At 57.5% G+C, this 21,952-nt stretch carries 20 protein-coding genes; 15 read left to right on the top strand and 5 right to left on the bottom strand.

All coding sequences use genetic code 11. From position 1 onward, the window contains the following. Window positions 1-11 precede the first annotated feature (11 nt). The 9 genes from AACY11_RS03585 (at window position 12) to AACY11_RS03545 (ending at window position 9,463) form a co-directional block, all read left to right on the top strand. Window positions 12-1,421, top strand: coding sequence for a PLP-dependent transferase (locus tag AACY11_RS03585; RefSeq protein ID WP_339431382.1), 1,410 nt, complete (start codon window positions 12-14; stop codon window positions 1,419-1,421). Continuing rightward, a complete protein-coding gene (locus tag AACY11_RS03580; protein WP_339431383.1) occupies window positions 1,408-2,772 on the top strand; it encodes a hypothetical protein in 1,365 nt (454 codons plus the stop codon). The genes AACY11_RS03585 and AACY11_RS03580 overlap by 14 nt, the downstream gene beginning before the upstream one ends. A 2-nt stretch (window positions 2,773-2,774) precedes the next feature. After that, complete coding sequence (locus AACY11_RS03575) at window positions 2,775-3,785, top strand: PLP-dependent cysteine synthase family protein (protein WP_339431384.1); 1,011 nt, start codon at window positions 2,775-2,777, stop codon at window positions 3,783-3,785. 3 nt (window positions 3,786-3,788) lie between these two features. Beyond that, window positions 3,789-4,544, top strand: a complete 756-nt coding sequence (locus tag AACY11_RS03570; protein ID WP_339431385.1) for a hypothetical protein — start codon at window positions 3,789-3,791, stop codon at window positions 4,542-4,544. A gap of 8 nt (window positions 4,545-4,552) precedes the next feature. After that, complete coding sequence (locus AACY11_RS03565) at window positions 4,553-5,362, top strand: hypothetical protein (RefSeq protein ID WP_339431386.1); 810 nt, start codon at window positions 4,553-4,555, stop codon at window positions 5,360-5,362. 12 nt (window positions 5,363-5,374) lie between these two features. After that, on the top strand, window positions 5,375-6,367 hold the full coding sequence (locus AACY11_RS03560) for a hypothetical protein (RefSeq protein ID WP_339431387.1): 993 nt from the start codon (window positions 5,375-5,377) through the stop codon (window positions 6,365-6,367). A 188-nt stretch (window positions 6,368-6,555) separates the two neighbouring features. Next, the gene (locus tag AACY11_RS03555; protein WP_339431388.1) at window positions 6,556-7,140 is read left to right on the top strand and encodes a GNAT family N-acetyltransferase; all 585 of its coding nucleotides are present in this window, start codon (window positions 6,556-6,558) and stop codon (window positions 7,138-7,140) included. Further along, window positions 7,137-8,000, top strand: coding sequence for a putative PEP-binding protein (locus AACY11_RS03550; protein WP_339431389.1), 864 nt, complete (start codon window positions 7,137-7,139; stop codon window positions 7,998-8,000). Before AACY11_RS03555 ends, AACY11_RS03550 begins: the two co-directional genes overlap by 4 nt. Window positions 8,001-8,122: 122 nt before the next feature. Further along, window positions 8,123-9,463 (top strand): DEAD/DEAH box helicase, encoded by a 1,341-nt coding sequence (locus AACY11_RS03545; protein WP_027612869.1) that lies wholly within the window; start codon window positions 8,123-8,125, stop codon window positions 9,461-9,463. A 117-nt stretch (window positions 9,464-9,580) separates the two neighbouring features. On the opposite strand, the gene AACY11_RS03540 is transcribed toward AACY11_RS03545, so the two are convergent. Further along, entirely contained in the window at window positions 9,581-10,822 is a 1,242-nt protein-coding gene (locus tag AACY11_RS03540; RefSeq protein WP_339431390.1) for a TIGR03862 family flavoprotein, read from the bottom strand. 281 nt (window positions 10,823-11,103) lie between these two features. Next, window positions 11,104-12,024: a histone deacetylase family protein gene (locus AACY11_RS03535; RefSeq protein ID WP_339431391.1), complete on the bottom strand. Its 921-nt coding sequence runs from the start codon at window positions 12,022-12,024 to the stop codon at window positions 11,104-11,106. Between the two features lie 83 nt (window positions 12,025-12,107). Between AACY11_RS03535 and AACY11_RS03530 the strand changes: the two genes are divergently transcribed. The 3 genes from AACY11_RS03530 to AACY11_RS03520 all read left to right on the top strand — a co-directional run bounded on the left by AACY11_RS03530 (window position 12,108) and on the right by AACY11_RS03520 (window position 14,246). Then, window positions 12,108-12,677, top strand: a complete 570-nt coding sequence (locus AACY11_RS03530; RefSeq protein WP_339493878.1) for a GNAT family N-acetyltransferase — start codon at window positions 12,108-12,110, stop codon at window positions 12,675-12,677. A 109-nt stretch (window positions 12,678-12,786) separates the two neighbouring features. Further along, window positions 12,787-13,656 carry an acyl-CoA thioesterase II gene (tesB, locus tag AACY11_RS03525; RefSeq protein ID WP_339431393.1) on the top strand — a complete coding sequence of 290 codons (870 nt, stop codon included), beginning with the start codon at window positions 12,787-12,789 and terminating at the stop codon, window positions 13,654-13,656. Further along, complete coding sequence (locus AACY11_RS03520; protein ID WP_339493877.1) at window positions 13,653-14,246, top strand: HAD family hydrolase; 594 nt, start codon at window positions 13,653-13,655, stop codon at window positions 14,244-14,246. The genes tesB and AACY11_RS03520 overlap by 4 nt, the downstream gene beginning before the upstream one ends. 138 nt (window positions 14,247-14,384) lie before the next feature. Here the strand turns inward: AACY11_RS03520 and AACY11_RS03515 are convergent, their stop codons facing one another. Then, window positions 14,385-15,338: an alpha/beta hydrolase gene (locus tag AACY11_RS03515; protein ID WP_339431395.1), complete on the bottom strand. Its 954-nt coding sequence runs from the start codon at window positions 15,336-15,338 to the stop codon at window positions 14,385-14,387. Beyond that, the gene (ypfJ, locus tag AACY11_RS03510; RefSeq protein WP_339493875.1) at window positions 15,339-16,226 is read right to left on the bottom strand and encodes a KPN_02809 family neutral zinc metallopeptidase; all 888 of its coding nucleotides are present in this window, start codon (window positions 16,224-16,226) and stop codon (window positions 15,339-15,341) included. It lies immediately after the preceding gene. Between the two features lie 230 nt (window positions 16,227-16,456). Between ypfJ and AACY11_RS03505 the strand changes: the two genes are divergently transcribed. Both AACY11_RS03505 and AACY11_RS03500 read left to right on the top strand, forming a co-directional pair. After that, window positions 16,457-17,233, top strand: coding sequence for an IclR family transcriptional regulator (locus AACY11_RS03505; protein ID WP_339493873.1), 777 nt, complete (start codon window positions 16,457-16,459; stop codon window positions 17,231-17,233). Window positions 17,234-17,379: 146 nt separating this feature from the next. Next, window positions 17,380-18,258 carry a DMT family transporter gene (locus AACY11_RS03500; RefSeq protein WP_339493872.1) on the top strand — a complete coding sequence of 293 codons (879 nt, stop codon included), beginning with the start codon at window positions 17,380-17,382 and terminating at the stop codon, window positions 18,256-18,258. 115 nt (window positions 18,259-18,373) lie between these two features. Here the strand turns inward: AACY11_RS03500 and AACY11_RS03495 are convergent, their stop codons facing one another. Then, complete coding sequence (locus AACY11_RS03495; RefSeq protein ID WP_339431400.1) at window positions 18,374-19,711, bottom strand: MFS transporter; 1,338 nt, start codon at window positions 19,709-19,711, stop codon at window positions 18,374-18,376. A 261-nt stretch (window positions 19,712-19,972) separates the two neighbouring features. Here AACY11_RS03495 and quiC point away from each other — a divergent pair, with 261 nt between their 5' ends. Further along, window positions 19,973-21,874: a 3-dehydroshikimate dehydratase QuiC gene (gene quiC, locus AACY11_RS03490; RefSeq protein WP_339493870.1), complete on the top strand. Its 1,902-nt coding sequence runs from the start codon at window positions 19,973-19,975 to the stop codon at window positions 21,872-21,874. The last annotated feature ends 78 nt before the right edge of the window (window positions 21,875-21,952 follow it).

Genomic DNA, 21,952 nt, shown 5'->3' with positions numbered 1-21,952 from the left:
CGGACAAAGGCATGAATACGGATATCAGCATAAATTACTTGTCAAGACTGTATCGTTTGATAATAGAAGAGCTGCGAGAGACGTGCTTGCGTCATGCAGAAATTTCGCATTCATTACTCGAGTTGGTTGAGCATGTTGTCCGCATTCACGATCAGTACTGGGGACGCCACCAGCATGGAGCCGATATCGGTGCAGCCGAGGAAGCCATGCTCTGGACAGAATACGAAACTGCAGCGGTAAACTTTGCCAATATTCTGAATGCCCGAGCAACCATTGCGACTTGTTATTCCTCCATGGACGAATACTGGCGCGATGCTCAGGCCCAGGCAAATGGCAAAAGCTCAAATACGATCTGGGACATTTACGAACATGGTTCGAGGCGACGACTGGAAGGCAGCTTCGCAGCAGTGCTGAATGTAGAGGCGGCACTGCTGCTCAATAGCGGAATGTCTGCCATCTCGGTGGCAATCAATGCTGTTGGATTGAAGCCGACGGATGCCGTGTTTGTCGGAAAAAGCTCCTATTTTGAAACCAATGAAGTCCTTGAGCATTTTGTAGATGTCATCGGCTGTCGGATTCATAGTATTGATTTTCTGGACATTCCGGCGTTTGAGTCTGCACTGCGCGAGTTTTCACCAAAGTTGCTCGTGGTGGAAACGGCGACCAATTGCCCGACACCAGAATCATTGCCGAATTTCTCTCAGGTGGATTTTGGGAAGAAGTGGCCAATGATCATTTGTGATCAGACTATCGTCGGCTTTCCCGATGCCGACGTTTCACTGAACTACCCGGGTGATGTCGTCTACTTGGCCAGTCTTTCAAAGTTTGTCACGAACAGCATCAGTGCAGGTTTGATTTTTGGCCGGGCTTCGAGCGTCGATCGTTGTCGCAAGATCGCCAGGTTTTCAGGACAGAATCTTCAGGAGCATGCTTTCAATTTCATCCGGCATTCGGATATCACCTGCGTCCACTACCGTATGGAGCTTCACCAACTGAACGTGCAGTTGTTCATGGATGCGTTAACACAGGTTAAGGAGGAGCTTTCTCTGTTGCGAACGCTGGAGCGTGATTTTCTTGGCGATACTGCCAACGGTTCGGGTGCTCACGGTTGTCTGATTTTTTTTGCGCTCATACCTCGTCAGGGACAGGATTATTTTTCGCCCGAGTTAGTTGAGAGTCATCGTGCGGTCGTCTGCCAATGGCAGATGTTCAGTCGGCGTCATGGAGAAACATTTGATATTCGTTCCGGCTTTGGCTGGAGGAAAACCTCGATCCGCTGTTACGAAGGCAGTCAACTTAACCAGTCCAATGCTCCCTCCTACATGAGGATATCGGTGGGGCTGGAGTCTCGACGTGCCGTCATGTGCCTTGCTGCACAACTAGTCGACTCAATCAGGGAGGTAACTCATGGAACCATTTGATGTGCGCAGTGACGCTCATGCGACGTCTATCAATGACATGCTCACGAGACTGTCTCCAGCATTGGGCGAGATTGTTTTCGAACCGTCAGGTCGTCATATGCGCGCCGAATATAACGTTGCGCAGGCCGCTGAAAAACTCATCGATATTCTGAATCTGCTCAGACGTGCGAGCCACATTATTGCTGGCTCGCTAGTAGCGATTCGCTCTTATGAGCTGGAAATCGAAGCGGCTCATCACCTCTATGCCTGTTCCCTGTCGGTCGAAAAGTTTCGGACACGATTGAGTGAACTCAGGATCGATAAAGACAGAATTGAAGAGTGGCAGGGTATTTCCGGGTTCGCCTCATGCACGACAGCCTTGAACGCAGGTTCGGATCTTGTGTTTGTCAGTGTCGTCTATCTGGGCTATTTCCGAGTGATTGAGCACAAAATCAGCGAGTACCTGTCGCTCAGTGATCCCGTCCTGGACATGCCATCCAGACAAATGCTTGTAGAAACACAGAGATTTCTAGAAGAAGCCCTCACGTGGTTTAAAAGTTCATGCTGTTATGCAGCGGGTGAGGTTTCTGTCGCCTGGAGTCAGGAGTTTGCCGCATACATCAGAGAATTGATCCTCGTCGAGTTACGCGATAAAGCCTCCGTGAAGCAATCTGCACCGGCCGGTACATCTGTATTGCGCCAGTGCAAGGCTCGGCGAGACCCGCGGCTGAAAGTGTTTTCGCACAGTCGCAACTATTCCACTGGCGATCTCCCGAGTGCGGTGCCAGGTGGCAATCAGCGCGTATCGAGATTCATGGACACCTTTCGCACACAACGTGACGAACTGGATGCCATCGAAACATTTGCCAATGTGTTGTTCGACCTGGGGGGCAAAAACTTCGAGTTCGAATTGTTTCTGGCGCGATTGGTTTCCGATGAGGCACGCCACTCCGAAATGGGCCAGCAGTGGTTAAGCCGGTCGGGCTATGACCCCTTCGAAGTTCCCTGCAGCACAATTGGCATCGATGTACGGACAACCATGCAGCCTTATACGGCATTCGCCCAGATCAATATCTTTGGAGAACTTCAGCAGGTGGCTAGCCTGCGCCGCTTTTCCCTTGAAGCAAGGTTGTCGGGAGACGAGTTTTCCGCCAATGCGCTGGACTTCACCAATGCCGATGAGTTGATGCATGTCAAAGTGGGGCGGGAGTGGGTAAAGAGCATCGCGCGTTGGCAGTCAACTTCATTTGACTCGGTGCAGGAGACGGCACGCCAGGAAGCGATTGAGCGTCTGCATGAGTTAGGCGTTATCGATGAAGACTACAAGTCGACCATAACCGTAAAAGAAATGGCTGCAATTATCGGGGAGTAAATATGGATATCCTTCCGGATCTAAAAAGTATGGTAGGTCGCACGCCTATTCTTAAACTTGAAAAATTCAGTGGTTCAAGACAATTCAACCTTTATGGAAAATGTGAGTTCCTCAACCCAGGCGGATCGATCAAAGACCGCATTGGTTTTCATATGGTTGAAAGCGCACGCGCCAGCGGTGTTCTGGCGCAAGGCGGTGTTATCGTAGAAGCGACAGCAGGCAATACCGCTATGGGACTCGCGATGGCGGCCGCTTATTATAATCATCCCTTGATTGCGGTGATGAGCAGCAAGATGAGTACCGAGAAGATCAATTTGCTGCGCACTTACGGTGCCAAGGTGGTGATTTGTCCGTATGCGGTTGCACCGTCCTCGCCTCAGCACTTCGTCAATGTGGCTAAACGCATAGCACGCGATCTTCCAAACGGCTGGTTTTGTGATCAATTCAGTAATCAGGCGAATGTCGAAGCACACTCTCTTTCCACGGGCCCAGAGATCTGGGACACCTTCGGCGACAAGCTCGATGTGCTGGTCTGCGGATTGGGCACCGGGGGTACGTTGACAGGAGTTGCGACGTACCTGAAACAACGTAACAGCCGATTGCGAGTAGTGCTTGCTGACCCGCAGGGCAGTACACATATCAATCATTTTCAGAAAGAACAGGTCGACGCCTCACCTTACTGGATTGAAGGCATTGGTGGGGACTTTCGACCTGATATCGCAGACATGTCGCTGATTGACGAAACCATCCTGGTGTCAGATGCGGAGTCCGTAGAAGCCGCCATTGATTGTTTCCAGAAAGAAGGCTTATTTGTGGGAGGTTCTTCAGGGACGATTCTGGCTGCGGCCAAAAAGTATATTGAAAAAAACGAAGGAACTGATCAGCGTATTCTGGCATTGCTTCCCGATGGCGGAAGGTCATATTTAAGTACGATCTACAGTCCACAGTGGCGGGCAGAAAAAGGCCTTGTCATCGGTTCTGATTTTGGCGAGCTTGAGTTTGTTCAGGAGTAGGCTATGTATATCACCGGTCATTGCTTTATTTCTGATGGTTGTAAGCTCTGGTCAAGTCAAGATATATACGGTGAAGGCGTCGGCTATATTACTTTTCCGGATTATGCGCGTGGCCATGATATCGGCTATCAACAGTGTTTTATTCCACGCCAACGCTCTGAAAGCCAAGAGCTTGCAGTCTCGCATTTGTTGGCTGATTGGTGGGTGCACTACGGCCCGGGAGATGAAAGAGCGCGGAAAGGCTGGGCGTATAGAAAAATGGGCATTTTTTCCAAGCTGTACGATGAGTTCTTTGCCACAGCCGAATCCCGAGGAATGAGAAATCCCTTGATCGAGAGAGACTCTTACCGGGGCTTCTCACATACGATGGTCGAGTATTCGATTGATACCTGGATTTCCCGAAATCAACCGGTGGAGCGCTACTTTCGCACCGTCCAGCAGGGCGTCAGCGCGATAGATACGAGGCAGTTGGCGCAGAATCTGGGGTTTATGGCTGATAAATTTGATATGGACGGTCAAGTGTTTCGCCATGACTTGCAAAGTTTTCAGGAGCGGGTAGGGCGCGCTGGAAATACCGGCGAGTGGGTATTGTTTGCTGGGCTGAAGAAGTTTGGGCTGGCTCAATCTCCCCAATCGTTAAGTTTGCTTGCTTCATGCATTGACCGTGGGCTGGCGCAGATATCGGATCAAGACATGACATCCATGTTGGGTGAATGCATCGAGTTTGTCCGTTCCCGTACCTTGTCCAATCGTATATAGGAGCGACCATGGACACGCTTGGACATTGTTACGTAGCGGAGTTAAGTGGAGAGTTTTCGTCGACGGATATATACACTCGAAAATTTCTGACGATGCTCATCCCGAATATCTTTCATTGCCATGACTGGGCTTATCAACACATTCTGAGGACCGCCAGTACCTGCGCAACCAATGCTGAAAAACCACAGCCATTCCGAGAAATAAAGGCTCACCTGATTGCTGACTGGATCATTCATTACGGCAGCGACTGGTCGACGCTGGAGAAAAGAAAATGTGGCTGGGCCTACAGCAAGATGGGGCTTTCGGCTGACGGATTTCGAGACTTTTATAAAGGTCTCAGAGGCTCCGGGTTGCTCCTTGACAGTGCCGAGCTACCAGAAGACTGGACCAAGAAAAGGCGCCTTGATTTTCATCACAGTGCTGTTGAGTACGCGTTGGACATCATCATCGCCGACCACTTTTCAAGCCCTTCGCACTTTGTAGCCCTACAGAAATTTTTCTCGGTCATCGATCCACCCGAGGACGAGGACCAGTTCCGCGCTCTGCTCGCTACGATGACCGACATGGAATTCGACTCTGACAGAAACATCGGAATATGGCGTGATTCCTTTCAGGAAACCCTCGACTCGGTACGGCTGGCGCAGCGCGCCGCAGATATTCCGATCTACGGCTTCGCCAAAAAATATGGCCTGGACATGAGCGATGAAGCATTGGCCCATTCGCGTGGTTTTTTGTACTCGATTGTCAATGAAATTGCACCGCAAGAGGCATTCGAGCTTTGCCAGACTATTTCCCGGGGCATCAGCCGAAACTTGTAGTGAGAGGAACATATGCCTACGCCTGACAAAGAACTGGGGCTGATTACGGTAACGCCGGATGCCATAAACCAGGATTTACTCAAGCCCATCCTTGAGGCTTTGAAAGATGCCGATATCTATGTGGTTGCTGCGATGTCTCATCGGTTTTCGATGCCACAGGTGCTGTTGCTCTACCAGGACCGCATCACCCACGACCGCGGGGAGAGCAGGACGCTGTCGAACTGGCTCTCACCTCGCTCCTTTACGGCAGGCGGTTCAGTCGTGCTGGCCGTCCGATCCCGTCAAGCCCGCCCGCAGGGACTTCAGCCTTACATTGCATCCCTCAAAGGCAGCAGTCGCATGGCTGAGCCAAAAGCCGGGAAACTGCGAGCACTCACCGCATGGTGCGAGCGCAGTTTGTCGGTGGTACACAGTCCAGACGACAACGAGGGTGTCGAACATGAGCTGCAGCTAGTGTTTGGTTCGGAGTTCATTGTCCGGATCAAACATCTGGCGGACGCCGCCCTGGACAACGATGCGCTCTGTTTGCTGGGGCAGCACGCCCGGGAGGAGAGGGCATCTTCGGTCTTCAGTGGATTACCGAGCATTCTGGCAAGAGGAGTAGCGTGTCTGTATGGCAGTCCCGTTTTCGCCAACAAACATCAATTGTTGAAGTTGATCGATGGATTGCGCCAGTTGTCGAAGGATGTTTCCCGGCAAGCGGCTCAAGATCAGGCAGGGTTTTTGTGGTCGGCCCTTGCACCGTTCAAGAAGAACTTCATCGCGCTGCATGAAAACAGCAAGGACGGAGTGATGGACAATGCATCGCTCAAGCAGTCTCTCTATCGGTATCGGTTGGTGTGCATGACCCATACGATGATTGCTGCATGCGATCCGGCGCTGTTCAAGGTCGATGTATCGCAAGAGCTATGCCATGCATTCGGTACAGCGGGGCTTGTCCTTGATCATTGGGAGGAACAGGCGCTGCATGTTCTCGCTGCTTATCACACGGTTACCGCTGGATGATTCGTCACGCCGGTCCTGTCCTTCACCTGGGACGTTGCCACTATGCGGGATGGTCCGACTGGTTGTTCCACATCCGGCACTTGACGCGTTCGCAGCGTGGTCTCTGTTCCCAGGGGCGTACGTTGTATTTTGATTCGCTGGCAGTGCTCAAGCGCAGACGCCGATTGTGGTGTCGGGAGGGAGCCAGATTGCTGGTAAAAGTGCCTTCGAGGGCCGCCAGCTCTACTTCTGCTTTTCTGTCCAGAGAGGGATTCAAAAACGTAGTCGCGCTTTCGGGAGGATTTGTACCTGTCGAGTCCGCATGGGGCGACCGTCGGCAAGGCTCGTGGCCCGATGGTTGGCGCTGTGAACTGACGAATGACTTCACCGCTTCGGCCTTGCTGAAACGCTACCAGTGTTCGCAGCGCCAGTGCGGTTTGACGTCCGTGCCTTTGTGGTTGTTGAAGGATTGTCACCAGGGGCAGACATTGATACTGCGCACCCCTGAGGGAGAGGTCGCCGGGGGCGCCGCAGTGGTTTTTTTTCGAAACGCGACAGGTGCCCGGGACTTCCTGTTGTTTGGTGTGTTTGTGATGGCTGCGTATCGTGGTCGCGGGTTCGGTGAACGGCTGGTCAATCAAGTGCTCGGGTTATCGGAAGTCGTCCGAAGCCGCATGGGTTTTATCATGCTGGAGAAGGGCTCTGTCATTGAGTTCTACAAACGATTTGGATTCATGGCCGCTGATCATTTCGGCTTTTTGTACTGCGATGGATACTCGACGAGGGTCAGATGAATTTCAGATTGTCATTAAGTGGTGAGCTGCCTGCGCCAGCGGTCGCGAAGTTCTTTTCCGGAGTAGGTCTGCTGCGCAGCGAGTTTGTCCTGCGCAGGTATGGGGCCGGACTGAAGGAGCGTTCTGTTCGAGAGGCGCTTACCCGGTACGTGAGCGCGGTCTGCGAGTTGTTTCAAGGTAAGCCGGTCTGGTATCGCCTGGCCGACTTGTGGGCTGATGAGGCTGCTACGCTTACGGCGGAAAAGACCTATCTCGTGGAACAGAATCCGATGCTGGGTATCAGGGGGCTGCGGCGTGCCCGAGTTGATCCCGAGTCATTCCGGATCGAGCTGGAGATATTGGGGGCGCTCGCTGCACGTTTCGACAATCTGCATATCATTTTTCCCTTCATCCAGGATCGGACCGAGTTCGACCATTTTGCGTCGGCACTCAAGACCATGCATTGGCCAAACAGGTTCGGGACAATGCTGGAAGTACCCTCCGCGTTGCTTGAGGTCGAACACTTCATCAACAGCGGTGCGAGCAATCTGGTGTTCGGTCTGAATGATCTTTCCTGTTTGACGCTCGGTCAGGATCGCGGGACCGATGCCATAAAACTGCACCCGGCTTTGTGGCGTCTGATTCATCTGGCAATTGCCGATGTTTCCGGGGCATGCGAGTACGGGGTGGCGGGCAAGTTTTCCGCGCCTATCCTGGAAAGGATCTGCCAGGAAGACGTGAATTATGTTTCCTTGCACTATGGTCAATTGCCGGAACTGTCGGATAACCCGGCGTTTCTGGACCTGGAAGATGTAAACCTGGTCGATCAGATCAAACGGCAGACTAATCAGGCCAAACGCAATTTAAAGCGGGAGATGTAGAGCGCCGCGTGAAAATTAAATCATGCCAAGCGGCTTGCATCGGCAGCATCTGAGGATACTTTTCCTAATTAAGGTAAACTGCCTGCCGCTCTTCTCTTGCAATGATTTTTTTTGGTACTCCCATGACTTTCGCCACCCTTGGCCTGATCGAACCCTTGCTGCGCTCCCTCGAGAAGCTCGGCTACCAGACTCCAACGCCGGTCCAGGCGCAAGCCATTCCGGCCGTTCTGGCCGGTCGCGACCTGATGGCTGCGGCCCAGACCGGCACCGGCAAGACCGCCGGTTTCGCCTTGCCGTTGTTGCAGTTGTTGGCCATGGAAGGGCCGAAAGTGGCCGCCAATTCGGCGCGTGCGCTGATTCTGGTGCCGACCCGCGAGCTGGCCGAGCAGGTTCATGAGTCGGTGCGCCAATACGCTGAAAACCTGCCATTGCGCACGTATGCGGTTTACGGCGGCGTCAGCATCAACCCGCAGATGATGAAGCTGCGCGGCGGCGTTGATGTGCTGGTCGCCACGCCGGGTCGCCTGATCGACCTGTTCCGCCAGAACGCGTTGAAACTCGATCAGTTGCAAACCCTGGTGCTGGATGAAGCCGACCGCATGCTGGACCTGGGCTTCTCCGAAGAACTGGCGAACATTTACCGCATGCTGCCGAAGAAGCGCCAGACGCTGCTGTTCTCTGCGACCTTCTCCGATGACATCCGCCTGCTCGCCGGGCAGATGCTCAACGATCCGCTGAGCATCGAAGTCAGCCCGCGCAACGTCGCGGCCAACACTGTCAAGCAGTGGGTGGTGACGGTGGACAAGAAGCGCAAGCCGGAACTGTTCGTGCACCTGATGCGCAAGAACAAGTGGAAGCAGGTGCTGGTGTTCGCCAAGACCCGTAACGGTGTGGATGCGCTGGTGGAAAAACTCCAGGGCCTGGGCATCAACGCCGACGGCATCCATGGCGACAAACCGCAGGCGACCCGCCAGCGTGCGCTGGATCGTTTCAAGCTCAGTGAAGTGCAGATTCTGGTGGCGACCGACGTCGCCGCCCGTGGTCTGGATATCGAAGATTTGCCGCTGGTGGTCAACTTCGACCTGCCGATCGTCGCCGAGGATTACATTCACCGCATCGGTCGTACGGGCCGTGCGGGCGCGACGGGCGAGGCGATTTCGCTGGTGTGCGCGGATGAAGTGAACATGCTCTCGGCGATCGAGATGCTCACGCGTCAGACCTTGAAGCGTCAGAACGAGCCGGACTTCGAACCTGAGCACCGCGTGCCGGATACCGATGCCAGCGGTCAGGTGATCAAGAAGCCGAAGAAACCGAAAAAGCCGAAGACGTCCGGCGGCGGTGGCGGCAAACGCAATCTGGGCAAGTGGGTCGACAGTGGCGACACCCAGGCGCCGGAGCCGTCGATCAAGCCTGTGCGTAAAGTGCCGGTGTTCAATACCGGGCCGCGTAAGCGCAAGCCTTGATCTGATGTGGCGTCTGTAAGGACGCCTTCGCGAGCAAGCCCGCTCCCACATGGGTCTTCATTGAAATGGAGATCTCCTGTGGGAGCGGGCTTGCTCGCGAAGGGCGCGCCGCGGTCTTCAGCCCTGGCGCTGCAACCACTCCAACATCCCCAGTCCCGCCGCCCGCCCGCTGGCAAAACACCCGGTCAGCAGATAGCCGCCCGTCGGCGCTTCCCAATCCAGCATCTCGCCCGCACAGAACACCCCCGGCAACGCCTTGAGCATCAAACGCTGATCCAGCGCTTCGAACGTCACGCCACCGGCACTGCTGATCGCTTCATCCAGCGGCCGCGTTTTTACCAAAGTCAGCGGTAACGCCTTGATCGCCCGCGCCAACAGCGCCGGATCAGCAAACGTTGCTGCATCGCTCAGCTCTCGCAACAACGCCGCTTTCACCCCATCAATTCCGACCTGACTGTGCAGATGCTTGGCCATCGAACGCGAGCCGCGTGGTTTGCTCAACGCGGCCTGTAATTTATCCACAGGACGGCCGGGCAGCAGATCGATGTGCACCGTGGCTGAGCCGTGTGCATTGATCGCTTCGCGAATCGGTGCCGACAGTGCATAGATCAGGCTGCCTTCGACCCCGTTCGCGGTAATCACGCATTCGCCCAGGCGCGGGATATCGTCGTTCAAACCGATGGCGACATTTTTCAGCGGTGCGCCGGCGAATTTACTGACAAGGAACTCGCTCCAGGCCTGCACCTCGAAGCCGCAATTGCTCGGTTGTAACGGCGCCAGTCCTACGCCTTTTTGCTCAAGGGGCAGCATCCACGCGCCATCCGAACCCAGCCGCGACCAACTGCCGCCGCCGAGGGCGAGCAGGGTGGCGTCGGGTTTGACGATGATTTCGCCGTCGGGGCTGGCGATGCGCAGCGCATCGTGTTCATCCCAGCCGAGCCAGCGATGGCGGGTGTGGATAACCACGCCGCTGTCGCGCAGGCGTTTGAGCCAGGCGCGCAGCAGCGGCGCGGCTTTCATGTCGGTGGGGAATACCCGGCCGGAGCTGCCGATAAAGGTTTCGATGCCCAATTCATGAATCCAGCGGCACAACGCGTCGGCGTCGAAACCGCGCAGTAACGGCGCGATCTGCGGCGCGCGTTCGGCGTAGCGCGCGAGGAACGCCGGGTAAGGCTCGGAGTGGGTGATGTTCATGCCGCCGACCCCGGCCAGCAGGAACTTTCGACCGACCGAGGGCATGCCGTCATACAGATCGACGCGCACGCCGGCCTGGCTCAGCACTTCGGCGGCCATCAGGCCGGCGGGGCCACCGCCGATGATGGCGACGTGAGCGGGGAGGGGGGCGGAGGTCTGGGTCATGGCGTGCGCTGCGGTATGGCGGGATAAGGCGCGCATTCTAACAGCGCAGACCTTTGTAGGAGTGAGCCTGCTCGCGATGGCGGTTGATCAGGCGACATGAGTGCTGAATGTCGGTCCGCCATCGCGAGCAGGCTCACTCCTACAAGGAGATCGAGGTGAATTCAGTATGTGGTTAAAAAATAACCATCGCGCTGTACACCATGTTCGCTGTGGCCTGTAGTCCCTTTCGCTCAGGTTATCCACAGGCCGTTCCACAGCGATTGTGGGTAACGCAGCACAGCTTAGTGACAACCGTGTGACGTCCAGACCCGTTGCGCACTGTGATGCAGGATGCCGTGGCGGCGGGCGAGGGCGTGGCGATCCTTGCTGTAGCCGCCGCCGATCACGCCAACCACCGGGATGTCGCGGCCCAGGCAGTGACGCATTACGCTTTCATCGCGGGCGGCGACGCCGGCGTCTGTCAGCTGCAGATAACCGAGGGCGTCGTCCTTGTGCACATCGACCCCGGCGTCGTACAGCACCAGGTCCGGTTGATACAGCGGCAGCAGGTAGTTAAGGGTGTCATCCACCACCTGCAGATAGTCGGCATCGCCCATACCTTTGGGCAGCGGAATGTCCCAGTCGCTTTCGGCCTTGCGTGCCGGAAAGTTCTTTTCGCAGTGCAGGGAAACGGTGATCGCCTCCGGCGTGTCCTGGAGGATCCGCGCGGTGCCGTCGCCCTGATGCACGTCGCAATCGAAGATCAGCACTCGGTTCACTCGACCGCTTTGCAGCAGGTAATGGCTGATGATCGCCAAGTCATTGAAGATGCAGAACCCGGCCGGGTAGTCGTAGTGAGCGTGATGGGTCCCGCCGGCCAGGTGACAGGCCAGACCATGCTCCAAGGCTTTTTCCGCCGCCAGAATCGAGCCACCGACCGCGCGCACCGTACGCCGCGCGAGCGCTTCGTTCCATGGCAGGCCGAGGCGCCGCTGGTCTTCGCGGGACAACTCGCCGCTCATGTAACGTTCGATATAGCGACGGTCATGGGCCAGGGCGAGGATGTCGTTGGGACAGATCTCGGGACGCAGCAGGTCGGCGTCGCGGGTCAGGCCGCTGTCGACCAGGTGATCGCGCAGCAGACGGAATTTATCCATGGGGAAGCGGTGATCCGCCGGAAACTCGGGGCTGTAGTCTTCGTGATAGATCAGCGGCAGTGGCATGGCGACTTCATGTAGGAAACGTAGGAAAGAGTGAGCGATCCTACCAGCGATGTAGACTTGCGGCATGGAAACGGAGGAGCACGATGGAGCCGATACTGGAACTGGAAAGCGCACGCCTGCTGATGCGTCAGTGGCAGGACGAAGATTTGCCGGCATTTGCGGCGATGTGTGCCGATCCTCAGGTGATGCGCTACTTTCCCGCTCGGTTGAGCCGTCTGGAATGCGCCGCGCTGATCGGCCGTGTGCGCGGGCATTTTGCTGAGCATGGTTTCGGTTTGTGGGCGCTGGAGCGCAAGGACAGTGGCGAGTTCATCGGTTTCACCGGACTTTGCGTCGTCGGTTTCGATGCACTTTTTACGCCGGCAGTGGAAATCGGCTGGCGCCTGGCCAAGGAACATTGGGGCTTGGGTTATGCCAGTGAAGCGGCATGGACTGCTCTGCGTTGCGGGTTTGACCGGTTGGCCCTGAAGGAAATGGTGTCCTTCACCGCGAAATCCAATCTGCCTTCGGAGAAAGTCATGCAGGCGATCGGCATGCACCACGCGCCGGCGGATGATTTCGATCACCCGAAACTCGCCGTCGGTGATCCGTTACGCAAACATGTGCTGTACCGCATTACCCGGGAGCAGTGGCTGCAAACCTTGCATGGATAAGCCGACACGGACGTTTACAATGGCCGCCATATCATTGGCCCGCGCCAGAATCTGAATCGGCCGCCGCAGCCAAGACTGCGCGGCATAGCTTTGTGTGAGGAGAGTCTGAATGAGCCAAGTGTTGGAAGATCTGGTCGACCTGCTGACCCTGGAACCGATCGAAGAAAACCTGTTCCGTGGCCGTAGCCAGGACCTTGGTTTTCGTCAGTTGTTCGGGGGGCAGGTACTCGGTCAGTCGTTGTCGGCGGCCAGTCAGACGGTTGAAGAGACGCGCCATGTGCATTCGATGCACGGCTATTTCCTGCGTCCGGGCGACGCCAAGTTGCCGGTGGTCTATTCGGTGGACCGCGTGCGCGATGGCGGCAGTTTCAGCACTCGCCGGGTGACGGCGATCCAGAAGGGCCATCCGATTTTCACTTGCAGTGCTTCGTTCCAGTATGACGAAGAGGGCTTCGAGCATCAGAGCCAGATGCCGGTCGTGGTCGGGCCGGAAAACCTGCCATCGGAACTGGAACTGACCCAGCAGCGCGCGCACCTGATTCCGGAGCACATGCGCGAAAAACTGCTGTGCCCGAAACCGATCGAGGTGCGCCCGGTCACCGAGAAAGACCCGTACAACCCGCAACCGGCCGATCCGGTGAAGTATGTGTGGTTTCGCGCCGACGGCGCCTTGGCCGATCTCCCAGCCTTGCATAAATACCTGCTGGCCTATGCCTCGGACTTCGGTCTGTTGACCACCTCGATGCTGCCCCACGGCAAATCGGTCTGGCAGAAAGACATGCAGGTCGCCAGCCTCGATCACGCGCTGTGGTTCCACAACGATCTGCGTGCCGATGACTGGTTGCTCTATGCGATGGACAGTCCGTGGGCCGGCAATTCCCGTGGTTTCTCCCGTGGCAGCGTCTACAACCGCGCCGGGCAACTGGTCGCCTCGGTGACTCAGGAAGGCCTGATTCGGCATCGCAAGGATTGGGCATGAGCCTGGCCGATGTGAAGCATTGGGTGTTCGACATGGACGGCACGCTCACCGTTGCCGTCCATGACTTCGCGGCGATTCGCGTGGCGTTGTCGATTCCGCCCGAGGACGACATTCTCACCCACCTTGGCGCGCTGCCAGCCGCTGAAGCGGCGGCGAAACATGCCTGGTTGCTGGAGCACGAACGTGATCTGGCGCGGGGTTCGACCCCGGCCACCGGCGCCGTGGCACTGGTGCGTGACCTGCACTCGCGCGGTTATCGCCTCGGCATTCTCACCCGTAATGCCCGCGAACTGGCGCATGTCACGCTGGAGGCGATTGGCCTGGCTGACTGCTTTGCCGTGGAGGATGTGCTGGGCCGTGATGACGCGCCGCCCAAGCCGCATCCGGGTGGATTGCTGAAGTTGGCCGAGGCGTGGTCGGTGCCGGCCAGCGAGATGGTGATGGTCGGCGATTACCGCTTTGATCTGGATTGCGGTCGGGCAGCAGGGACGCGGACGGTGCTGGTGAACCTGCCGGATAACCCATGGCCGGAGCTGACGGACTGGCATGCGCAGGATTGTGTTGAGTTGCGGCGGATAGTGTTCGCCTGAGCCGTTGAGTGTCTGGACGGACGCCTTCGCGAGCAAGCCCGCTCCCACGGGGGATTATCAGTGGATACAACGTTGAGTCCGAAGCCCGTCCTCTGTGAGAGCGGGCTTGCTCGCGAAGAGGCCGACATGGCCACCGCATTACTGATCAAACAGAGCTTTTTGTCCCTCAGGCGACGTCAACATCCCATCGCCGTTGTGCCCAACCCCGGGTACTTCAACCAGCCGCTGATTCACCCCTTCCGGATGGCGGCGTAGCAGGTAGCCAAAATACAGCTTCCCGCGCGTCAGGCGGTCAGCCCCTTGCGCCTCGGCCTCGCAGCCTTTGTCCAGCGCCGGATGCTGCGGGTCGATGTCCTGCTGTCCGAGCAGATAAATCACCTCGCGTTTGATGTAACGGCTTTCAAGCTGCAACGGCGTTTGCCCACCGGCGTATATCGGCATGTCTGACAGGCCGTACTTCCAGCGATTGAAGTTGGGGCATTGCGCGTGATCGAACGCGACCGGTCGCTGTTCGTTGAAATAGGCATACGAAGACGGATTGGCCACCACGTAGCGCAGGTGAATTGCGTTGGCCTTCAGCGCGGGTTGATCCTTGGCGAGCAAAGCGTATCGCTGCACCACCTGCCCCCCGCCGGAGTGACCGAAAATCACGATCTGTTTCACGTCCGGAAACTGCTTGCGATCAGTAATCCGGGCGACGATTTCGTCCAGTGCCGCATAGGAACTCAGCGGATTCGGGCCTGTGGATAACCGACCGCCCATCCACTCATTGCCTTTCCAGCGCAACACGGTGGCAGGCAAGGAGTACAGGGCTGTATCACTTTCATTGAGGAACTGCGGAGCGATGACCAGCGTGTGGGCGGTTTGCCCTGCCAGTTCAGTGGCGCTTTCGGCGCTTTTGCGATAGGTCTCGGCGTTGCGCAACCGGCCATGAATGATGATCAGCACTCGCTCGATCTTTTCCGGCGCCGGGCCGATGCCCACCGCCATTTCGCCGGCCTTGAGTTGCAGGCGCCCGGGGCTGATGGCGTCGACCCCGGCCGCTTGCGCGGTGCTGCCAATGATCAGTAAAGCCAAAAGCCACTTATGCATTTACAGGTTTTTCGCCGCGAAGGTATCGCACTGGCCGACTTGGCCTTGCGCGAATCCGGTTTTGAACCAGCGCACCCTTTGCGCCGACGTACCGTGGGTAAACGAGTCCGGCACCACACGGCCCTGACCTTGTTGCTGCAGGCGATCATCACCGATGGCGTTGGCGGCGTTCAAGGCTTCTTCGATGTCGCCCGGTTCCAGCCAGTTCAAACGCTTCTGCGCGTTATAGGCCCAGACACCGGCCAGGCAGTCGGCCTGCAATTCCTGACGAACCAGTAGTCCACCAGCACCTTGCATCTGCCGGCCTTGCTGGCGGGCTGTCTGAATTTTCGCCGAGACGCCAAGAAGCGTCTGCACATGGTGTCCGACTTCGTGAGCGATCACGTAGGCCTGGGCAAAATCGCCGGCAGCCTTGAAGCGTTGCGCCATTTCCTGGAAAAACGCCATGTCCAGATAGACCTTCTGATCCGCCGGGCAATAAAACGGTCCGGTGGCTGAGGTGGCCAGACCACAGGCGGAATTGACCCGATTGCTGAACAGCACCAGGGTCGGATCCTTATATTGGCGGCCGGCCTGCTGGAAAATCGCGCCCCAGGTGTCTTCGGTATCGCCGAGGATTGAACGGACGAATTCGGCCTGTTCATCATTGGCCGGCGGCGCCTGGCGGGTTTGCGAGGTGGGTGCCGTTTGCTGGCCCGTCTGGCCGGTGAGTTGACCGAGGATCTGCAACGGATCCTGGCCAGTGATCCAGCCGATGCCAACGATCAACAAAATGGCCCCAAGGCTCAGGCCCTTGCCGCCACCGAAACGCATCCCGCCGCCACCGCCGGTATCACCCCCACGGGCATCGACGACGTTGTCACTGCGTCGGCCTTTTTTCCATAGCATGCGGGAATCCTCTTTCTGATCGTGGTGATGAGTGTTGCTGGTGTGTGAGTGTGGCGCCAGTCCAGTCGTCCGTCCATTCGTACGCCCGCAGCGAAGCCGACGGGTAAGAACCTGTCGTGTTCGGCGAATTCCATTCAACACCGGTTTTTTGTGAACCGTTCAAGCTGTTCCAGATTTTGCTTTGTGTCGCGCGTATTCTAGAATCCACGACATTTCATTGGGATCTCACCATGGCCGGCAGTCAAATCGAACGGGTTTTCAGTGTGCTGGAAAACCTCACCAGTGACCCGCGTGGTTTAGCGCTGCAAACGCTCGCCGAGCAGATCGACATCCCGAAAAGTGCGACTCACCGTTTGCTCGCCGAACTGGTCCGCTTGGGGTACGTGCGGCAAAACCCGGAAACCTTGCGTTATCACTTGTCGACGAAACTGGTGGCGATGAGTTTTCGTTACCTGTCGAGCAGTGGCGCGGACATCGTGCAACCGGTGCTTGATCGCCTGGCTCATGACACCGGCGAACTGGTGCGACTGGGCGTCATCGACGGCGAGCGGCAGACGTGGATTGCCAAAGCTCAGGGGGCGCGCACCGGCTTGCGCTACGACCCGGACATGGGCCGCGATGCTCCGCTGTTCTACACCGCTTCGGGCCATGCCTGGCTGGCGTGCATGACGGATGCCGAGGCGCTGTCGCGGGTTGAGCGGCAAGCGGCTGAGGTGCCGGTGGATATCGGGCCGAATGCACCGCGCTCCAATATCGAACTGCTTGAACGCCTGCGATTGGCGCGCGAGCAGGGCTATGCCTGCGTCGAGGAAAGTTCGGCCGTAGGGACGTCGGCGATTGCGGCGGTGGTGCGCCATCCCGCGGATGGGCGAGTGATCGGTGTGCTGAGCATCGCCGGGCCGAGTGCGCGGATGCCGGGCGCCAGGTTGCACGAACTGGCACCGTTGCTGTTGCGGTTTACCGAAGAGCTGTCTGCAGCGAGTCTGGCTTCGGAGCTGTTCGTCTAACCTGAAATTCTGTGGGCGTTGCCCGTTTATGAAAGTGTGCGTTGTTCGCACACTTTTACGGATGATGGTTGTCTGAAAGTGGAATCGGGTTCTAGATTATTGCTCGAGGCTCTTCTCTCAGTTTGTTCCTCTCTTAGAGATATTCAATGACCGTCAGCACCCCGCTATCCGGAGTCAACCAACCCTTCAAAGGGATCTTGTTGATTGTCGTGGCAACCTTCCTGTTCTCCAGTCACGACGCGCTGTCGAAATATCTCTCGGGTTTCTATCCGATCGTGATGGTGGTGTGGGCCCGGTATGTGGTGCACACCTTACTCATGGCAGGGATTTTTTTACCGCAGTCCGGGCTGCGCGTCCTACGCACGAAAAAGCCTTTATGGCAGTTGGCTCGCGCACTTTGCCTGCTCGGCACCAGCCTGTTCTTCACCACGGCGCTGCTGCATATCCCGCTGGCAGAAGCCACGGCGGTGAACTTCCTGGCGCCGGTATTGGTGACGGCGTTGTCGGTGCCGCTATTGAAGGAGCGGGTCACCCGCGGCCAGTGGATTGCGGTCATTTGCGGTTTTATCGGCGTGCTGATCATCGTTCATCCGGGGGGTGAACTCTTCACGCCCGCCGTGTTGTTGCCGTTCTGTTCGGCGCTGTTTTTCTGCTTCTATCAATTGCTGACTCGCAAGCTCGCCGAGATAGACAGCCCGACCACCAGCAACTTTTTCGCCGGGCTGTGCAATACGCTGGTGATGAGTGCGCTGGTGCCGTTCTTCTGGCAGGTGCCGACGTTGACTCACGCCGCACTGATGCTGGCGTTGGGCAGTTGCGGGATGACGGCGCACTTGTTTCTGACGCAGGCATTCCGCCATGCCGCACCGGCACTGTTGGCACCGTTCGGTTATTGCCAGATCGTGTTTGCGGGGCTGCTGGGCTGGGTGGTCTTCAATCACACACCGAGTCTGTTGACCGTGATCGGTATTGCGGTGATCTGTTGCAGCGGTCTGGCGGCAGCGTGGCAACAAAGCCGTCGATAAGAACGTGTGGGAGCGGGTTGCTCGCGAAGGCGGCGTGTCAGTCATTTTTGCTTCGACTGTCAGTCCGCATTCGCGAGCAAACCCGCTCCCACAAAGGGCCGATGAGGTGGCCGGGTTACTCGGTGACGTCAGGAATCTTGCGCGGTGCCATGAAGTACATCCAGATCAGCGCGATGAAGTACATCGCCGGAATCAGGGTGAACAACACGGTGTAGTTGTTGTGGGTGACGGTCAGGATATGGCCGACGATCTGGGTCATGAACATCCCGCCGATCGCCGCGCACATGCCGCCGAAACCGAAGACGGTGCTCATCATGTGCTTGGGGGTGTAGTCCATCACCAGGCTCCAGATATTCGCGGTCCAGGCCTGATGCGCGCCGATGGCCAGGGAAATCGCTGCCACCGCCACCCACAGACTGCTCGAACCGGCCGCCATGATCACGCCGATGATGCAGCAGGCGAACAGGAACATCGACAGCAGCCGCGCCTTTATCGGGTTCATGCCGCGACCGATCAGGAATGAAGACAGGATGCCGCCGCCGACACTGCCGAAGTCGGCAGTGAGGTAGATGATGATCAGCGGGATGCCCATCTGGGTCACGTTGATGCCCAGGTTGTATTGCTGATTGAGAAACGGCGGTAGCCAGTACAGGTAAAACCAGAACACCGGAGCGGTGAGCGAGTAGGCGAGGGCGAAGGCCCAGGTGCCGCGCATCCGCAGGATTTTCGAGAACGGCACGCGAGCCTGTTCTGGCTCGACTTCCTGCTGGATGTAATCGAGTTCCGATTGTTTGACGCTCGGATGATCTTCCGGGTTGAAGTATTTCAGACCCCAGAACAGCAGCCAGATCCCGCCCAGTGCCGACATGCACAGAAACGCCGCCTGCCAGCCCCATACATGGAGAACCAGCGGCAGAAGCATCGGCGTGAACATCGCGCCGACGTTGGTGCCCGCGTTGAAGATGCCTGTGGCGACTGCGCGTTCACCGGCCGGGAACCACAGGCGTGTGGTTTTCACGCAGGCCGGATAGTTGGCCGCTTCCGTCAGGCCGAGGATGAAACGGCAGACCATAAAGCCGACCGCCGACGTTGCCAGACCGTGGGCGCCGGTGGCCAGGCTCCAGAGCAGCACCGCGCAAAAGAACACGCGCTTGACGCCGACCCGGTCGATCAAGCGACCTTGCAGAACGAAGCCGATCGCGTAACCGACCTGAAACCAGAAGTTGATGTTGGCGTAATCCATCGCCGTCCAGCTCATTTCCTTGGCGAGTATCGGCTGCATGACCCCGAGCGCGGCGCGGTCGATGTAGTTGAGGGTTGTGGCGAAAAATACCAGCGCCAGCATGCCCCAACGGGTCTTGCCGACGGCCATGGCGCCGCGGATCTTGTCGCCGATGCCACCCGTGGCAGTGCTCATGGCTGGCGCCATGCGGGAAGTCTGTGAAGGAATCATGTGTTCCACCCGTTTTTGGAGTTGTTATTTGGTGTTCTTTTTTCTTGAACGCTGCGACCGGTGCGTCGCGACCGGACTCAATGTGCTGTGGATGTTGGGCAGTGGACGAAAACTCGTCAATTCGTCAAACCGGCATTGTGTTCGATAATCGCACGCAAAACTAACTGGGTAGTACACTTTAAATTGCTGCGAGAAGTGATGCAGCCAATAATTTCCCCACGACAAAAAACGAACAACGCGGCGCAGTCCGGGAGTTGAAACATGCAGCGTTCCATTGCCACCGTTTCCTTGAGCGGCACCCTGCCGGAAAAACTCGAAGCCATCGCCGCCGCCGGTTTCGACGGGGTGGAGATTTTTGAAAACGATCTGTTGTACTACGACGGCAGCCCCCGGGACATTAAACAGATGTGCGCCGATCTCGGGATCGCCATCACCCTGTTCCAGCCGTTCCGCGATTTCGAAGGCTGCCGCCGTGACCGTCTGGCGCGCAACCTGGAGCGGGCCGAGCGCAAGTTCGATCTGATGCAGGAACTGGGCACCGATCTGGTGCTGGTCTGCAGCAACGCCTCGCCTGACAGCGTTGGCGATCAGCAGATTCTCGTCGATGACCTGCGCTTGCTGGCCGAACAGGCCGGTGCTCGTGGGCTGCGCATTGGTTATGAAGCGCTCGCGTGGGGGCGCCACGTCAATACCTGGCAACAGGTCTGGGACATCGTGCGTCAGGCCGATCACCCCAGCCTCGGCGTGTTGCTCGACAGCTTTCATACCTTGTCGTTGAAGGGCGATCCGCGCGCTATCGCTGACATTCCCGCAGACAAGATTTTCTTCGTGCAAATGGCCGACGCGCCGATTCTGTCGATGGATGTCCTGGAGTGGAGCCGGCATTTTCGCTGCTTCCCCGGCCAGGGTGAATTCGATCTGCCGGGGTTCCTCGCACCGATCATCCAGAGCGGCTACACCGGGCCGCTGTCGCTGGAAATCTTCAATGATGGGTTCCGCGCCGCACCGCCGCGGGCCAATGCCGCCGACGGTTTACGCTCGCTGCTGTACCTGGAAGAGAAAACCCGTCAGCGCCTTGAACAAGAAACAGCGCCCGTGGTCAATCGCGAAATCCTCTTCGAAACCCCCAACGCCCGCGAGTACAACGGCATCGAGTTTCTCGAATTCGCCGTCGATGAAAGCCTCGGCGCCAAGCTTGCGCACTGGCTGGAGCGGCTGGGTTTCGTCAAGGCTGGCCAGCATCGCTCCAAGAGCGTCAGCCTGCTGCGTCAGGGTGATATCAACCTGATCCTCAACTGCGAACCCTATTCGTTTGCCCACAGTTTTTTTGAGGCTCACGGCCCATCGCTGTGCGCCACCGCTGTGCGAGTCAAGGACAGCACCCGTGCGCTGGCGCGTGCAGTGGCTTACAAGGGCCAGCCATATCGCGGGTTGGTTGGCCCGAACGAATTGGAGCTGGCGGCGGTGCGCGCACCGGACGGCAGCCTGATTTATCTGGTGGATGAAGAGGCGGATGTCTACGGCACCGACTTCAATCTGCTGCCAGGTGCATCGGCCCGTGGCGGTCTCAAACGCATCGATCACATGGCCATGGCGCTGCCGGCTGACAGCCTCGACAGTTGGGTGCTGTTTTACAAAAGCTTGCTGGATTTCGAGGCCGACGATGAAGTCGTGCTGCCCGACCCTTACGGTCTGGTGAAGAGCCGTGCGTTGCGCAGTCGCGACAGTTCCATCCGCTTGCCGCTGAACATTTCCGAGAATCGCAACACCGCGATCTCCCATGCGTTGTCGAGTTATCGCGGCTCTGGCGTGCATCACATCGCCTTCGATTGTGACGATATCTTCGCCGAAGTCAGTCGTGCCAAAGCATCCGGTGTACCGCTGCTGGATATTCCCCTGAACTACTACGACGATCTTGCCGCACGCTTTGATTTCGACGACCAATTCCTCAGCGAACTGGCGTATTACAACGTCCTCTATGACCGCGACCCGCAGGGTGGTGAGTTGTTTCACGTCTATACAGAGCCGTTTGAAGGGCGATTTTTCTTCGAGATCATCCAGCGTAAAAACGGTTATGCCGGTTACGGCGCGGCGAACGTCGCGGTGCGTCTGGCGGCGATGGCCAAATCTCGCAGTGGCGCTGTGCGCCAGGTGAAGTTGTAGGAAATTCGTAAACGCGGGATTAAACACATGCCGCGCGGCTTCCTTCACTGTGCCGCGCGGCCCATAATCGCCAGCCTG

It is taken from the genome of Pseudomonas sp. RA_105y_Pfl2_P56 (genome assembly GCF_963970845.1).
Classification (GTDB): Bacteria; Pseudomonadota; Gammaproteobacteria; order Pseudomonadales; family Pseudomonadaceae; genus Aquipseudomonas; species Aquipseudomonas baetica_A.
The sequence above is the reverse complement of the archived record's forward strand: the minus strand, read 5'-3'. Positions and strand labels throughout refer to the sequence as shown.

Coding starts and splice junctions, on each gene's coding strand:
- AACY11_RS03585 (WP_339431382.1), top strand. CDS start 12: ATGAATACGGATATCAGCATAAATTACTTGTCAAGACTGTATCGTTTG.
- AACY11_RS03580 (WP_339431383.1), top strand. CDS start 1,408: ATGGAACCATTTGATGTGCGCAGTGACGCTCATGCGACGTCTATCAAT.
- AACY11_RS03575 (WP_339431384.1), top strand. CDS start 2,775: ATGGATATCCTTCCGGATCTAAAAAGTATGGTAGGTCGCACGCCTATT.
- AACY11_RS03570 (WP_339431385.1), top strand. CDS start 3,789: ATGTATATCACCGGTCATTGCTTTATTTCTGATGGTTGTAAGCTCTGG.
- AACY11_RS03565 (WP_339431386.1), top strand. CDS start 4,553: ATGGACACGCTTGGACATTGTTACGTAGCGGAGTTAAGTGGAGAGTTT.
- AACY11_RS03560 (WP_339431387.1), top strand. CDS start 5,375: ATGCCTACGCCTGACAAAGAACTGGGGCTGATTACGGTAACGCCGGAT.
- AACY11_RS03550 (WP_339431389.1), top strand. CDS start 7,137: ATGAATTTCAGATTGTCATTAAGTGGTGAGCTGCCTGCGCCAGCGGTC.
- AACY11_RS03545 (WP_027612869.1), top strand. CDS start 8,123: ATGACTTTCGCCACCCTTGGCCTGATCGAACCCTTGCTGCGCTCCCTC.
- AACY11_RS03540 (WP_339431390.1), bottom strand. CDS start 10,822: ATGACCCAGACCTCCGCCCCCCTCCCCGCTCACGTCGCCATCATCGGC.
- AACY11_RS03535 (WP_339431391.1), bottom strand. CDS start 12,024: ATGCCACTGCCGCTGATCTATCACGAAGACTACAGCCCCGAGTTTCCG.
- AACY11_RS03530 (WP_339493878.1), top strand. CDS start 12,108: ATGGAGCCGATACTGGAACTGGAAAGCGCACGCCTGCTGATGCGTCAG.
- tesB (WP_339431393.1), top strand. CDS start 12,787: ATGAGCCAAGTGTTGGAAGATCTGGTCGACCTGCTGACCCTGGAACCG.
- AACY11_RS03520 (WP_339493877.1), top strand. CDS start 13,653: ATGAGCCTGGCCGATGTGAAGCATTGGGTGTTCGACATGGACGGCACG.
- AACY11_RS03515 (WP_339431395.1), bottom strand. CDS start 15,338: ATGCATAAGTGGCTTTTGGCTTTACTGATCATTGGCAGCACCGCGCAA.
- ypfJ (WP_339493875.1), bottom strand. CDS start 16,226: ATGCTATGGAAAAAAGGCCGACGCAGTGACAACGTCGTCGATGCCCGT.
- AACY11_RS03505 (WP_339493873.1), top strand. CDS start 16,457: ATGGCCGGCAGTCAAATCGAACGGGTTTTCAGTGTGCTGGAAAACCTC.
- AACY11_RS03500 (WP_339493872.1), top strand. CDS start 17,380: ATGACCGTCAGCACCCCGCTATCCGGAGTCAACCAACCCTTCAAAGGG.
- AACY11_RS03495 (WP_339431400.1), bottom strand. CDS start 19,711: ATGATTCCTTCACAGACTTCCCGCATGGCGCCAGCCATGAGCACTGCC.
- quiC (WP_339493870.1), top strand. CDS start 19,973: ATGCAGCGTTCCATTGCCACCGTTTCCTTGAGCGGCACCCTGCCGGAA.